The sequence below is a fragment of the Brevibacillus sp. NL20B1 genome (assembly GCF_018195675.1).
Classification (GTDB): Bacteria; Bacillota; Bacilli; order Brevibacillales; family Brevibacillaceae; genus Brevibacillus; species Brevibacillus aydinogluensis.
The window spans coordinates 148,900-163,559 of record NZ_JAGTPT010000004.1; the positions used below are offsets into that span (position 1 = coordinate 148,900).

Genomic DNA, 14,660 nt, shown 5'->3' on the forward strand with positions numbered 1-14,660 from the left:
TTAACGAATAAAGCGAAAGCGCGATTTCAGTACTTTCAGTTCGTTGACGACGTTGACCTTGGTGATGCCCTCGATTTTGTTGAGCTTGTTCATTAAAAATTGCGACAATTCCTCGTAATCGCGGTTCAACACCTGAATCATCAACTGGTAATCGCCTGTGGTCAGCACAACCAGCCTGACCTCGTAGATGTCCTGCAGTTTCGCCACCACGTCATCCAGTTTCCCCGCCTCTACGGCCACCTGGATCAGGGACTGCACCGTAATTCCGGCCTTGACCGGGTTGACGATCCCGACCAGGCTGAGCACACCCTCGTCCTGCATCTGCTGCACGCGAATCCGTACGGTCTTTTCCGTGACACCCAATTCCTTGGCGATCTGCGTAAACGGCAGACGCGCATTGTCCTGCAGCCTACGGGCGATCGCGTAATCCAAATCGTCCAATTGGGAATACAGTGAGCGATGATATTTTTCGTCCATAACTTCACTACCTTTTTTCGACCAGATTTACCGCAACACATTACATATCACGGCAATAAAATAAATTTTTATGACGAATATCGTCTGTTTTTAGATAATATAATACGATTATCATCTTATTGCAATAGTTTTTGCAAAATTTCTCCAACAACAAAGATCCCGGGCAGCAGGGGCCTCCTGCCGCGCGGGATCTGCGCAGATCGCTTTTTCTATTACAAAACCGCTTTTTTCAAGTGGAACAGGTAGCGGTTGCGGATAATCCAGAAGTAGACGAATTGCACCAGCACAAAACTTGCCAGCACGATCAATGTCGGTTTGAAGACCGATGCGATGAACAGCAGCTTCAAAAAGCTTTGCAGCGACACAAACGCGACGGCGCTGTGGACGATTGCCACCAGGATGGGAGCAAAGAACAACAGGGCGATTTGCGTCGTGACGATTTTGGACAGCTCTTGTTCGGAGAGCCCGATTCTGGTGATGGCGCCGTACTGCCGCTTGTCGTTTTCCAAATCGGTGTACAGGCGGAAGTACAGGAAGCTTGCCGCTGCGACGAAGAACAGGACACCGACGAAGAGACCGATAAACAGGCTGGTGTTGGCCAGCTGTTTCAACATGTAGTAATCCGAAGTGCGGGCGGAAAAGTCGTTCATGATAAAGTCGCTCAACATGGCGTCTTCGTCGCTAAATTCCTGATCCAGCTTTTCGCTGAGCTCCTTCGTCTCTTTCCAGTTGTCCACGACGTAGCCATAGTTATGCTGTTCCTTTTCCGCTTTGACCTGGTCGTACAGCTCATCCTGCACGACGACGAGCGGCTCGCCCCTGAATGGATCCATCAGGGGAACCCCTTCCCCACTTTTGAGCTGAAGGGATGCGCTTCCGATCTGCAGCGTCCCGCTCTTGATCGGCCTTTCGCCGGTTCTTCGCGAGTAGTAGATTGCTTCTCCCTCGACTGCTGTCACTTCCTCGGCGCCAGCCGCTCGGGCAAAGCGGTTGTAATCGGACTGCTTCACTACGGCGACCGCGGAGTAGCGCTTGTCTGCGCTTTCCGGGACGGGCAGGTAGCGCATCGTCAGGGCGTATTTTTCAAAGGAAAAACCGCCTTCAGCCAACGCCGTTTCAATCTTGGCCAGACGTTTCTCCAGATATTCCTGTTCCGCCTTTTTCCCCACATACTGCCGATACTCAAACGCAAACGGATGAGTCTTGACCACTGTTTCCTCAATGGAACTTGCCAGAGCCGCCAGCGTTCCGATCGCGCAAAACGCTACCGTGGAGACGATGCAGACGAGGAAAAACATGCGCGCGTTGTCCTTTACCCGGTAGGCCAGATCGGAGAGGGTCACCAGGTTGGTGCGCTTCCAGTAAAAGCGGCGGTTTCGCTTCAACAGCCGGATCATGAACACGCTCAACTGTGTGAACAGCAGGTAGGTACCGGCAATCGTCAGTGCGCTGACCGGCAGCAGCAGGAGCGGGACGAACATCCCGTCCGCCCTAAACGCCAAAACGTAGGCTGTCCCCAGCAGCCCCGCCGCCAACAGCGAGAGAAAGACCGAGGCTTTCGGCTCCCGTTTTGGCCGCTGGCTTCCCTGCAATAGTTCCAGCAGGTTGCTCCGCCTCAAAAACAGGACGATGCACACGGAGATGGCGACAAACAGGAAGAGGAACGCCGCCACCGTCAAGGCAATCGCCTTGAGCGGGAAGTAAAACGGCAGCGCCTCCACTTCCAGAAGGAAACCGGCAAACAGGAAGAACAGCTTGCATAGCACCATCCCCAAGCCAATGCCAAACACAATCGACAGCGAGCCGATGATGAAGTTCTCCATGAAGATCAGCATGTTGCGCTGAAAGCGGGTCATGCCGTGCATGAACAGGATGCCAAACTCTTTTTCCCGCTTTTTCAAAAAGGCACCGACGCAGTAAAACAGGAAAAAGAACGAAAACAGGTAGATGATGTACTCGGCCACTATCATGCCTATTTTCACGTTGGCGTTAATATTTCCGTTCTTAATCTCCGGGTGGAAGATAAACATCGCGTAGATGAAGAAAATCATCACGGAAAAGACGCTGCTGATGAAAAACGCGGCATAGGTGCGCTTGTTGCGGGAGACGTTTTTAAACGCGAATTGCCGAAAGGTCATGCGCGTTCCCTCCCAACAGAGACAAGGCGTCGATGATTTGCTGGAAAAACGCCTGCCGGCTCTCTCCCCGGTACATCTCGTTGTGCAGTTGTCCGTCCTTGATGAAAATGACGCGGTGACAGTAGCTGGCCGCCAGCGGGTCGTGGGTGACCATCATCATTGTTGTGCCGTCGTTCTTGTTGATCGCTTCCAGCGTCTCCATCACGCTGCGGGAGGCTTTCGAATCCAGGTTGCCCGTCGGTTCGTCCGCCAGCAGGAGTGACGGCGAGTGGATGATCGCCCGCGCAATGGCCGCCCGCTGCCGCTGGCCGCCTGACACCTCGTAGGTGCGCTTGTCCAGAATGTCGCTGATGCCCAATTTGACTGCCACGGTCTCAAGCTTCTCCTGCATGACGCGCACGTTTTCACCGTCCAGCGTCAACGGCAGGATGATGTTTTCCCCGATGGTCAGCGTGTCCAACAGGTTGAAATCCTGGAAGACAAAGCCCAATTCCCGGCGGCGGAACAGGGCCAGCCTGCTCCCTTTCAACAGGTGGGGATTGGTGCCGTTCAACAGCACCTCTCCGGAAGTGGGCTTGTCGATGGTGGAGATCATGTTAAGAAGCGTCGTTTTCCCGCTTCCGGACGGCCCCATGATGCCGACAAACTCCCCCTTGCGAATCGTAAAATCGATGTCGGTCAGCGCGCGATACGTGACCTTGCCGCCGTATATTTTGCTGAGTTTCCTGACTTGCAACATGTCCATATACGCGTCTCCTTTCGTTTGAGATTTTCCCATGCAGTCTTCTGTTTCCACACTTCCCACTATACGGACACGCGCGCTGTCAAGCTATCGAATTAGCTTTCATCCTCCTTACGATCTTGTAAGGTTGGGACGACGGCAGAAAAGACGATGCGCACCGACGTGCCCTCCCCCACCTTTGAGTCCAGTTCCACCTTGTGATGCAGGCGGCCGCAGATTTCCCTGACCAAATACAGCCCCATGCCGGTCGATTCCGGGTAGCGGCGGCCGTTTTCCCCCGTAAAGTACGGCTGAAACACGCGGTGGACGTCCTGCGGGGGAATGCCGATACCGTTGTCCCGCACTTCCAGGACCACATCCATTCCGCGCGAGTAGGCGAGGATGGCCACTTTGCTGCTTTTGCCCGCGGAGTAACGGACGGCGTTGGTCAGCAGTTGATTCAGGACGAACGACAGCCATTTCTCGTCCGACTCCACCGTAAACCGCTCGTCCACCTTCACTTCGGGATACACCTGATTGCGGATAAACATTCGCTTGTTCTCCGACACCACCGCCTGGACCAACTGCCTAAGCACAACCGGTTCGATGAGGAAATCCTGTTCAAACCGGTCCAGCCGGGCGATGTACAAGACCGTCTCCAGTCCACGCTTGATCCGGTCCACCTCTTCGCGGACACTCTCCGCCCGCGGATCGGGGTCATCCTGCAACAGCAGGTGAATGACCGAGATCGGCGTTTTCATCTGGTGCACCCACTGCTGGATAAACGTCGTGTGCTCCCGCTGCTTCGCTTCGTAGGCGTGGAGCTGTCCCTTAAACAGCCGGTACAATTCCTGAAACGTCTGGTCGACCGCGCGTCCCAGGGCGGCGTTGCCGTGGTGCTGGTTCAACTCCTCCAGCGATTCGATTGGACTGCTGAGCCGTTGGTAGACCTGCCGGTTCAACAGGTAGCGGATGACCAGGTAGCTGCCGGCAAAAAACGCGCACAGAAACACCCCGTAGCTGGTCAGCAAAGGGTTCCAGTAGCCGGCCAGCGCAAAGATGAGCACCAGCAATGCCAACTGGACAAAGAAAAACACGAGAAAGACGATCTGGTCTTTCCAAAACAGCCTCATCGTCCGTCCTCCCAGGTGACCCGCAGGCGGTAGCCGGAGCCGCGAACCGTCTCAATCGCTCCGTCCAGATTCAGGTCTTTCAACTTGCTGCGCACGCGCGTAATGTACACGTTTAATGTGTTTTCATCCACGAACTGCTCGTCCCACAGCTTCTCCAGCAGGCGTTCGCGGCTGACGATACGCGGGTACTGGTTGATCAGCGCCTCCAGGAGCAGGGCCTCTTTTTTGCTCAGCTCCACTTTTCTGTCAGCGATCACCAGCTCCATCCGCTCCGGAAACAGCTTCAGCCCGGCTACCTCCACCGTCCGCTCCCCTTCCTGAACGGCGTATATCCCGTAGGCGCGGCGAAGCTGGCTGCGGATTTTCGCCAGCACTACATCGTAGTCAAACGGCTTGGTGATGTAATCATCGGCACCGTTCTCCAGCGCCATCACCTGGTCCATCTTGCTCTCCCGCGCAGAAATGAACAGAATCGGGCAGTTGGACACCTGCCGAATCTGCCGGCACCAGTAAAACCCGTCGTACTTGGGCAGGTTTACGTCCAGCAGCACCAGGTCGGGCTTCACCTCGCCAAACACCTCCATCACCCGGTCAAAGTGTTCGATCGTAACCGCGTGATAGCCGTATTTCTCCAACTGGTTTTGCAGCAGTTTCGTAATCTTCGGATCGTCTTCCACGATCATGATGGTCGACATCGGCATACACCTCGCTCTTATACTCCCTAGTTTGTACTATACCAAAAGACTTCCAGCGGCAGTAAATAGACGGGTCCCGCCGGATTTGCCTGCGCGTTTGCCGGGCACACGAAAAAGGGATGGCGCTGTCGTCCATCCCTCGGGGGGTTCCTATCCTTGGGCAGCCATGAGCTTTTGCAGTTTGCGGATGCCGCGGAAGTGCAGAATCTTCACGGACGCTTCCGACTTGCCCAGGACTTTCGCGATTTCGTTCATTTTCAGGCCGGCCAGGTAGCGCAGCGAGATGACGCGGCGTTGGTCTGCAGACAGCGTCCGCACGTTTTCCCACAGCGTGTCATGGGATTCCCGGCTCAGCACCCGCTCTTCCGGCAGCTTGTCTTTTGCCTTCATCGCCGCAAACATCTCGGTGTCGACCGGGCACTCCCGCTTTTTGCGCAGGTAGTCAACCAGGGTATTGTGGGCGATGCGATAAATCCAGGCGCCAAACGGATGGCGCCCATCGTACTGGTCCAGCTTGGCGTACACCTTGATAAACACGGTGGTCGTCAAATCCTCCACGTCCCAGACATTTTTGACGCGATAGCGGAAATACCTGTAAATACTGGCGGAATACTCTTCGTAAATGCGCTGCTGATTCCATTGTTTTTGCATGCTTGTGGTGTTCATGGTTTTCTCCCGTTTCCCCATCAAGGTTTGCAATTGATTTGTCTTTATTGTAAAAGCAGGCGGCTGCCCGAGCTATCGGGTTACATTTCAAGAACCTTACATTTTTGTAAGGTGGGAAACGGGCCAGCAACGAAGTCAAAGCTATCTGCTCCAAAACAAAACGCAATCAGGGGGCAAACATCTGGGTTGGCCATCTTTCATCCTTACTGCAGTTTGAGCCAGGAGGAAAAATACGTCTCTGTCACCGGGAAATAGGTCGTCGCAAACCGGATAAACTCCTTGGTGTCCACCTGTTGATAGGCATATCTCTCGTAATACGCGCGAAGAAAACGCCAGCCTTCTTCCACATCGCCGTACTTGGAGACCAACTCCCACAGCCGCAGTGGCGGAACGACGTAAAACGCTCCGTAGGTTTCGCCGTCATACTGGTCCAGCGGCAGATTGGACGGCTTCTCACCAGCCCGGTTGGCTCGAGCGAAAACCTCCTCCTCTGTCATCTTGTCGTGACCAAGCAAGAACAGAGAGACCGCGAATTCGGTTATGCCCTCGTCCAGCCAGCCCTCGTGATAGGGGTCGTTTGCCACAACAGCGTAGAACCATTGATGGGCAATCTCGTGAACGACCGTTTTTCTCAATGATGCAAGGTCGTCTTGCGGAGCGACGGTTACGATGCCGGGATACTCCATACTGGCGCCATCGTCCAGCATGATGTCCAGTTGCCGATGGGGATAGCTGCCGATCTTGTTGATGAAAAACGGCACGGCCTCCCTGGCGGCTGCCAGCACCGATTCCATTTTCCCCCTGTTCACTTCCTCGCCAAACACGCGAATCTGTACTCCGCTTACGTTGTCGGAAACGGAGGTAAGGCCGTTTACGACCGCAGCAAACACTTCTCTGACGCGAGAAATGGTCACCTGCCCCGTCTCTGTCGCTTCAACCGGATCTTGATCAGACGAACTGACGAACAGATACCCTGTTGGAATGTGATAGGAAACGGTAAAATCAGCATGACCCGTATGATAGGATTCGCTGCTGATCCGGAAATCCTGTTTGTTCCATCCATTGTGGTACGTAGCCAGCATCGGATAGGCCTGGGCCAGGTAATAGCGTTGCCCTTTCCTGGCGAAACGAATTCCGTCCTTCGGGACCGTAAACGTGTACGAGATGCGTACTTCCCGCTTTTCGCCCGGTGCCATCCCCTCCGTCAGGGGAATGGTGAGCGTATCATGTGTAAGCTGGTAATCCGTTTTCTGCCGATCCAGGTGGAGGCTGACGATCTTCACGTCGGCCGCGTCCTTTACCGTATGGGGCTTGTTGGCGTTGGTAAACGCGTTGGGAATAAAGTAAAACAGCAAGCGATCCCAGGTATCCGGCGAATGGTTTTCCACCACAATCGTCGCCTCAGCCGTAAATTTCCCGCTGTGATCCATGTGAAAAGCCAACTGGTACGTTCCTTTGCTCCCGTCTGGAACCGGACGGGGATCAAATCCGGACAGATCGCTAACCTTGCCCGGTCTGTCTTTGGCTCCGTCCCCTGTTGACTGATTGGGTGCGTATGCAGAAATCGATATATCTGCCTCCTGGCGGGGATTCATCTGCCACAACCGGGTCGTGCCGATTGCAGCTCCTAACAGGCTGGAAACCAGCAGCACCGCAATCGTCAACTGCAGCTTCCGTTCCGTACGCTGACGATTTCGTTGTGATCCGCGAATGCCTGCGGCCGGCCTTAGGCGCATCGCCATTACCGCCGGAAAAAGAGCCCCGAGGAGGGCTGCCAATATCGGAATCAAGCCGACCCCCATCAGCCACAGGACATCGAGGCCGGGCAACTGACGGTACATCCACGCAATCAAGGCACATCCCAAAGCCAGCCCGCATCCGGAAGCGAGGAGTCCGCACATCACCCCTTCCCATACGATCAGGCGAAAAATAGCCCCGCTGCGCCAACCGACGGCCTTGAGCAACAGCAGTTCCGCTTTTCGTTCCATGACGTTTTGCCACATGATCTGCGCCGTTGTCAGCACAGCCAGTGCCAAGGCGAGTATCATCGCGATGTAATGGACATCCCCGATCTCAACGGCCACATACTGCCCCAGCCACGACGTGTACAGAACTCCCTGCAGGCGGTTCGTGACAAACTCATAAAAGACCAGAAAGCAGGTGGGCACCGCCATGGAAAAGACGGACAACAGACTGCGGCGATACCTTGCCAACAAATGGCCCCAGGCCAGAGAAAACGTTCCCTTCACCCGCACGGTCCGTCGAGTCACGGGACGCATCTCGCCATACCGCATGATTACGTGCGGCGTTATCTTGCGGACTAGCCATGCAGCCGGAATCGCCGCAAGCACATAAATGACCAGACCGCACAAACCGATGAAAAAAATACGCCACACCGGCACCGCTGCTTGTTGCTGCCATACAGCAAATCCCGCGATTGCCCAGCTAACCAGCGCGGCCCCTCCCCCCAACAGGGCCGCCTCAACAAACATCATGCCCGCCACGCGTCCGGGCCGCCAGCCGACAGCAAGCAGCAGACCGAACTCGTCTGTCCGGGCGTACAGCGTAACCAGATTGGTGGCGAACACGTAGGCAACAGCTATGAGCATCACGATACCAATCACCCCGGAAAAGCCCAGCTTCGTCTCCTGAACCAGGGTAAAAGCCGTCCCAAGCTTGATAAAAAACTGCTCCATCCACCCCGACTCGTCGTACGTACCGTTTTTCGGGATGTGAACGAGAACGGGCTGGGGAGACGATCCCAGGGTGATATCGACGATCAATCCTGTCTTGTTTTCGATCTCTTTCGCCAATAATTCTAGTTTTTCCTTATTCTCTTCACTTACCTCCTGCACTCCCTTTACCTTCAGCCGAATCGCGGCAATCGGTTTGTCACCCAACACCTCTGCTGCCGCTTCCAAGGTAGTCAACAGCAGAGGTGGACTGGTAAGAAGTCCAAACGGATTGTCAGTCGGTTTCACCTGTACCGGGGGATTTAATGGTTTGTCGTTTTTGTCCAGCACCAACCGCCCAGTAGCGGGCCGATAGGTTTCCATGGGCAGCTCGCTGTCCGGTTCTTTGGAAATACGCAACTTTTCGGGATCGTAAAACCCTATCCAGTAAGGGGTTATTTTCCGGTTTTTCCAATCAACAAAAAAATGGGTGGAGCGAAAGGAGTTGGGATATCGCTCGGGCTTCATTAAGAAGTATGTCTGAAGTTCTGCCGGAATATGGGGCTGCACCGGTATCGCCTCGTACCCGTAAGGCCAGCGTTCTGGGTAAGGACTGCTCACTTTTCGCAGGGAAAGCGAAGAAGGCTTTTCCAAAATTAGTCCACCGAGAGAGGCAGACTGGCCACCGTGATCATCGCGTGAAAAAGGCTGTCCCGTTTCAGGGTCCACGCCCGACAAACTGGCCATAATCAATTGGTGCATCTGCCGAGAGTCAAACTCATATTCCAGCCGTTCTCCAGCGCTTTTTTGTTGGTGCAGATAGGAAACCCCTCCGTTCTTCTTCACCTCTTCCATCGTCCGGTTGGCATCTTCACTCGTCGCAAACGGGAGATCCAAGCGTTCGTACCTGTAAGTAACCTTCAGGTCGCTGTCCATTCTGCTGCTCATCAGGATGGGCAGATGCATCACCTTTCGTCCGTCTCCCACATTTATCGTTGTCACTTTGTCCTGTTCCGTAAAATACCGGCTTTTCCCTATCGGCAAGACGGCTTGATCCAATCCGACCAACGCCGCTTCTGCCTGAGGATCGATGCCAACAACCAGCAGTTGTTGATTGATTCCTCCGCCCACATCTAGTATCCATGATTCCACCCCATAGTCACGCAGCGCCTGTTCCCAATCGGTCGGCATGCTCCAAGGGCCGACGGTGTAATACCTTGTCTGTTGCATCATTAGATTGGGTTGTACACCATCGTTGGCATATACCTCCACAACATGCCGATAGATTCCCGGTTGTTTGGGCTTGCTGATCTTCCCAAACGAAAAAACGGGCCTGTCGTATCCGATAGGGGCCAGCGGTGCGGCAACTTCTATATCTGGCATTCTTTTGATCGCCTCGTAATCCGCGAGGCTGATTCCCCCGTGCAGACCGCTCAGATAGTTGGGTTCCAATAGCCCGTCCCGTTCCGTGACACTGCGTGTATCCGGGGGACGAACCACCAGATGATAGGTCGCCTTCCAGCGCTTTTGCAAAATATCGTGGGTCGTGCCGCTGCTGCTCTCCGTAACGCCGATAAAGTAACTGAGAACGGAACTGACGGCCAACATCCCGACCAGCAGCAGGAGAAAGCGTTCGGGGTGACGCCACCACTGTGTCCAAATATACCGAATCATCCCGTCTCCTTCCCGGAATCGGACACGATTCGCCCATCGCGCATCTCGATGATCCGATCCGCTTGATCAGCTAAGGTTTGATCATGCGTGATCAAGACAATGCCGCTACCGTGCTCCTGCTGATAGGTTCGCAGCAGTTTCACGATGTTTTCACTGTTTCTCGTATCCAGATTGCCAGTCGGTTCATCGGCAAGCAGCCAGTCCGGACGATTGACCAATGCACGGGCAATCGCCACGCGCTGCTGTTCCCCGCCCGATAATTGGGACGGCAGTGCATCGCTCTTGGCCTCCAGCCCCACCCAGGCAAGCAGTTCCCGTGCTCTCGCTTTTTTGTCATAGGAAACCTTTCGCGAAAACAACGGTGCCATCACGTTCTCCAGCGCGGTCAACGCGGGCAATAGATGAAATTGTTGGAACACGAACCCGATGTGCTCAAAACGGAAATCGGCAATTCGCTTCCCCTTCAATGCCAGAACGTCCACGTCACCGTATCTGATCGTTCCAGCCGTCGGTCGGTCAAGCGTGCCGATCAGGGTAAGCAATGTCGTTTTTCCCGACCCTGAGGGGCCGAGAATTGCGGTAAATTGTCCTTTGTCCAGCGTCAAGGTGACGGATTGAAGCGCTCGGGTAACCACACCGTCACCATGGTAGGTTTTTTCCACGTCCACAAGTGTGATGGCTGTACTCATTGGTTCCCCCTAGCTTACTTTTTCAGACGATAGGCCAATCATGTCCATAATATTCTCGTAACTGGAAACGGATTGGGTGGCTAAAATGATTCCTTCCCGGTCGATCAGCATCGCGGTTGGCACCGAATGAATCAGGTATGTATTCATAAGTCCATCCGAACGAATGAGATGAACACCATCTGGCACCTGCAAGCCTTCTTCGTAGTAGATTGGATTGGACACAACAACAATTCTGAGATCGGTGTAATGTCTTTTTACATGAGCTAATTCAGGTACCACGTGTTTGCATGTTCCGCACATGTCGTTTGTAAATACCATCAACGTATTTTTTTCTTGTTCATCCGGCATTCTTACGATTTGCCCATGCTGATCCTTTTCCCGGAAAAAAGGCGCTTTGTCTCCTTTGGCTAAAGTTTGCGGCTCTAACCGGATGTCCCCCAGCCGAAAACGATTTAAAAATTGGACAACCAGACGAACAAAAACGAACAGGATAAAGGTTTGAATAAAGACGACCACCCATAATAAAAGATTTGAGATTACCAATTTGTTATCCATACTTCCACTCCCCGCATGAGTTAAGCTAGCTTCTCCGGAAGCTCTTGATTCGTTTTGATAATTCCCAAAGGTGATTGGAGATGATAACCATCATTACAACCAACCATGAAACAATCACGACTTCAAAGATTCGTGGATAAAAAAGCTTGAAAGGCTCTCCTCTCAACAAGTTGTCCGTACTTACCCACGCAGACGGATAAAGGAAAAGCCATCCTCCCATTATCATCAAAGTGAAATTGCGCAACACAAGCCACCAGGACAGGGTGTGATTGCCTGCAATACCGCCACAACCGCAAGATACCTCCCTGCGCCCACGCACGAGATTTATTGCGATCGCGCACGAGTAGACGGCCAGAAGCAATATGCAAAGCAAAGCAGCAGCCTGTTGAAACAAACCGACACATAACAGAATCCCTGCCGCCAATTCTGTTGCCATCTCCGCACGTGCAAACGGATATGCGAGAGAAGGAGGGAGGATTCGGTAGTTGATAACAGTGGCTACATGCTCCTCCTTTTTTCGGAATTTCGTGACACTTGTACTCAAAAACAGGGTTCCCAGAATCACTCGTGCAAATAAACTCAGTTCCTCCATCCTACCACTTCCTTCGTGTATTCGCTTTCTGCGGAAAACCATTGTGCCTGCATGGTATACATGTGGTAATACTCTTGCCTGAGTTCCATCAACTCTTCATGTGTACCCATTTCCACAATTTTTCCTTCCTTCATGACAATAATTCTGTCGGCCATTCTGGATGCTGCCATCCGGTGCGAAATAAAAATGGCGATTTTCTTATCAGCAAGGAGTTTAAAGTTTTGAAAAATTTCCATTTCAGCTATTGGGTCGAGCGAAGCGGTCGGTTCGTCTAGAATCACTACTTGACTGTCGCGAAACAAGGCTCGCGCTAATGCTATTTTTTGCCATTGCCCACCTGAGAGGTCTTCTCCGTCCACCAGTAGTCTGCCCAAGGGTGTCTCATATCCTAGCGCGAATTGTTGAATGAAGGAGTCTGTTCCGCTTACTTTTGCAACGGCCTGAATCCTCTCCCAATCATCCATTCTCTTAATATCGCCAACTGCAATATTCTCTCGAACCGTTAAATGATATCGAATAAAATCCTGGAAAATCACTGTAATGTTACTCAGCAATTGTTTTTGGTCAATGTCAAAGATATTTTTTCCATCTATTTTAATCTGTCCGTGAAGAGGGGGGTACAAGCCCATTAGACATTTAATCAACGTGGTTTTTCCCGACCCATTTTGCCCTATGATGGCAATCTTCTCCTGGGGATTAATATGAAAGGAAACATTGGACAAAACATCCCGGTCACCATGAATATAGCGGAACGAAACATTTTCAAACGTGATTCCCCTCTGGATGGGAGTAGGAAATGGTTCTTGACCCTTGTTAATCTCGATGCGCGGTTCCTTAATCTCAAAAAATTGATAAAAATCTTTGATGTACAACTTCTCTTCATACAACTTTGCAAGAAGCGTGGAGATACGGTTCAATGTTCCTTGTGTTCCCTGTATCGCCTGGATAATAGCAATGAAATCGCCAATGCTCATTTTCGTTGTGCGTGCCAACCATATCAGAGCAACTGCCATGCCCATGTAAAAAAAGGACGAAACAGCCTCCATGCCAACCTCTGCCCCCTGCTGCCTCCTTTCCAATCGAAGCGTTTCGCTCGCATTCTGTACAAATTTTTCAATCCATCGATTGAGAAAGAAGGAAGCCAATCCAAACAACCGAATTTCCTTCGCCGATGTTCGATCCTGCAGCAGGTATTTATAGTATTCCGCCTCACGGGCTACCGGGTTTTGCTTTACATGGAGACGGTATCTGAGTTGACTATATTTTGCTTGAACCAAAAAGATGGGAATTGTCGCTAAAAGACTTACAAGCAAAAGGCTCCAATGAATTACAATCAAAAAGGCCGCGTACGAACACAAACTGAGTGCAGCTTCAAACATATCAATCATGGTTCGTACAGGTGATAAAAATCTTGATCCTCCCCCCGATATCCGTTGCAAATGATTGTGATATTCTGCCAGATCAAAATACATGACGGGAACTGACGAGGTGTTTGCCAATATCATGTGCTGAACGTCAAATTCTACTTTATATACCATCTGTTTATCTAAATATTCCTTAATATTCTTGCTTAAAGATGAAAGAACTGTAATTGAAAATTGTCCGATCAGCAACCAGACCAGAGCAACATACTCCCATGTATCACTCTGGATGAAACGAGTGACTTCATCAATTAACTCTTTTGAAATCCACAAAGTTAGAAACGGGAAGCAACCGTTTACAATACTTAATGTGACGGATGCGATCATCCACCACTTTCCTCTTTGCCACACGAATTGAATCGCTCTCACAAGATAACTACTTTTCATTTCCTGCACCTGTTTTGCCAATGGTTTGTGCCAGGTATTTCATCAAATAAGGAACCAGCAAAAATTCGCGAAGTACGACTCCCTCTTGGTTAATGACAAGAAATGTAGGGAATTTCGTGATACCGAGCCGTTTCAGATTCTTTCTGTAAAATGGTATAATATCCACAAAACGGTTATAGTCGTCATAAAATTTTTGAAAGTATTCCGCTTCATCTGCTTCTGTTATACAAGCAAACGGTAGTTGCCATCTTTCATTCTCGCGCAAAAATTCGGACAATGCTTCATGACAAGGCGGGCAAGTCGGCGATGATACTAACAGAACAGATATCTTATCTTTTACGGCAGCCGGTAAAGCCAACATGTCACCAATCGATTTCCCAACTGATTGTTGAATGGGCTTCGACCGGTAACGCGCTTGGGGAAGAAAGGAGATCTCCATTTTTAGCTTTTTGAGGAACATAACGATTTGAGCCGACAGGATCCCCCATCCTAAAGCCAAGACAATATATGAAGTAATAATCATTACATCCCCCACCTGAACATATGTGTCTGCTCATAGATAGTGGAAAAAGGAGGTCGCCTTCATAAAGGCCTCCTTTTTCCACTACCACACAAGTATTTTGATGGCGTTTGCGCTATGAACTCTGATCTTTGCTGATGAAATGGTTAGCAGCATCTCACTTTAGTTTCCTCACATCGTTCACCGCTTCTCGTGTCATACGTGTACTTAATATACGTTTTGGTACCGTAATCCGAGAAACAGTCAGACCAAGTGGCCAACTCGCATACATATTTGGGGCCACCGATGAATCCAGGTCTGTCGCAAGCTTCGTACATAGG

The 14,660-nt window shown here is 51.6% G+C and carries 12 protein-coding genes; all 12 read right to left on the bottom strand.

The genetic code is table 11. The features are described from left to right. The gene (locus KDN35_RS04760) at positions 1-477 is read right to left on the bottom strand and encodes an Lrp/AsnC family transcriptional regulator (protein ID WP_212132237.1); all 477 of its coding nucleotides are present in this window, start codon (positions 475-477) and stop codon (positions 1-3) included. A gap of 212 nt (positions 478-689) precedes the next feature. Next, entirely contained in the window at positions 690-2,615 is a 1,926-nt protein-coding gene (locus KDN35_RS04765) for an FtsX-like permease family protein (protein ID WP_171567422.1), read from the bottom strand. Continuing rightward, the gene (locus KDN35_RS04770; RefSeq protein WP_171567421.1) at positions 2,590-3,360 is read right to left on the bottom strand and encodes an ABC transporter ATP-binding protein; all 771 of its coding nucleotides are present in this window, start codon (positions 3,358-3,360) and stop codon (positions 2,590-2,592) included. Before KDN35_RS04770 ends, KDN35_RS04765 begins: the two co-directional genes overlap by 26 nt. A gap of 92 nt (positions 3,361-3,452) precedes the next feature. Further along, positions 3,453-4,469, bottom strand: coding sequence for a sensor histidine kinase (locus KDN35_RS04775; RefSeq protein WP_212132239.1), 1,017 nt, complete (start codon positions 4,467-4,469; stop codon positions 3,453-3,455). Next, positions 4,466-5,164 carry a response regulator transcription factor gene (locus KDN35_RS04780; protein ID WP_171567419.1) on the bottom strand — a complete coding sequence of 233 codons (699 nt, stop codon included), beginning with the start codon at positions 5,162-5,164 and terminating at the stop codon, positions 4,466-4,468. Before KDN35_RS04780 ends, KDN35_RS04775 begins: the two co-directional genes overlap by 4 nt. A gap of 150 nt (positions 5,165-5,314) precedes the next feature. After that, entirely contained in the window at positions 5,315-5,815 is a 501-nt protein-coding gene (locus KDN35_RS04785) for a sigma-70 family RNA polymerase sigma factor (protein ID WP_249178920.1), read from the bottom strand. A gap of 218 nt (positions 5,816-6,033) precedes the next feature. Then, complete coding sequence (locus KDN35_RS19840) at positions 6,034-10,176, bottom strand: FtsX-like permease family protein (protein WP_249178921.1); 4,143 nt, start codon at positions 10,174-10,176, stop codon at positions 6,034-6,036. Further along, positions 10,173-10,865: an ABC transporter ATP-binding protein gene (locus KDN35_RS04795; RefSeq protein WP_171567417.1), complete on the bottom strand. Its 693-nt coding sequence runs from the start codon at positions 10,863-10,865 to the stop codon at positions 10,173-10,175. Before KDN35_RS04795 ends, KDN35_RS19840 begins: the two co-directional genes overlap by 4 nt. A gap of 9 nt (positions 10,866-10,874) precedes the next feature. Further along, positions 10,875-11,420 (bottom strand): TlpA family protein disulfide reductase, encoded by a 546-nt coding sequence (locus tag KDN35_RS04800; protein WP_171567416.1) that lies wholly within the window; start codon positions 11,418-11,420, stop codon positions 10,875-10,877. A 25-nt stretch (positions 11,421-11,445) separates the two neighbouring features. After that, entirely contained in the window at positions 11,446-12,012 is a 567-nt protein-coding gene (locus KDN35_RS04805; RefSeq protein ID WP_171567415.1) for a MauE/DoxX family redox-associated membrane protein, read from the bottom strand. Then, positions 12,000-13,802, bottom strand: coding sequence for an ABC transporter ATP-binding protein (locus tag KDN35_RS04810; RefSeq protein ID WP_349290956.1), 1,803 nt, complete (start codon positions 13,800-13,802; stop codon positions 12,000-12,002). Before KDN35_RS04810 ends, KDN35_RS04805 begins: the two co-directional genes overlap by 13 nt. A gap of 7 nt (positions 13,803-13,809) precedes the next feature. Beyond that, positions 13,810-14,343, bottom strand: coding sequence for a TlpA family protein disulfide reductase (locus KDN35_RS04815; protein WP_212132244.1), 534 nt, complete (start codon positions 14,341-14,343; stop codon positions 13,810-13,812). Between the last annotated feature and the right edge of the window lie 317 nt (positions 14,344-14,660).

Coding starts and splice junctions, on each gene's coding strand:
- KDN35_RS04770 (WP_171567421.1), bottom strand. CDS start 3,360: ATGGACATGTTGCAAGTCAGGAAACTCAGCAAAATATACGGCGGCAAG.
- KDN35_RS04795 (WP_171567417.1), bottom strand. CDS start 10,865: ATGAGTACAGCCATCACACTTGTGGACGTGGAAAAAACCTACCATGGT.
- KDN35_RS04805 (WP_171567415.1), bottom strand. CDS start 12,012: ATGGAGGAACTGAGTTTATTTGCACGAGTGATTCTGGGAACCCTGTTT.
- KDN35_RS04765 (WP_171567422.1), bottom strand. CDS start 2,615: ATGACCTTTCGGCAATTCGCGTTTAAAAACGTCTCCCGCAACAAGCGC.
- KDN35_RS04780 (WP_171567419.1), bottom strand. CDS start 5,164: ATGTCGACCATCATGATCGTGGAAGACGATCCGAAGATTACGAAACTG.
- KDN35_RS04775 (WP_212132239.1), bottom strand. CDS start 4,469: ATGAGGCTGTTTTGGAAAGACCAGATCGTCTTTCTCGTGTTTTTCTTT.
- KDN35_RS19840 (WP_249178921.1), bottom strand. CDS start 10,176: ATGATTCGGTATATTTGGACACAGTGGTGGCGTCACCCCGAACGCTTT.
- KDN35_RS04760 (WP_212132237.1), bottom strand. CDS start 477: ATGGACGAAAAATATCATCGCTCACTGTATTCCCAATTGGACGATTTG.
- KDN35_RS04815 (WP_212132244.1), bottom strand. CDS start 14,343: ATGATTATTACTTCATATATTGTCTTGGCTTTAGGATGGGGGATCCTG.
- KDN35_RS04785 (WP_249178920.1), bottom strand. CDS start 5,815: ATGCAAAAACAATGGAATCAGCAGCGCATTTACGAAGAGTATTCCGCC.
- KDN35_RS04800 (WP_171567416.1), bottom strand. CDS start 11,420: ATGGATAACAAATTGGTAATCTCAAATCTTTTATTATGGGTGGTCGTC.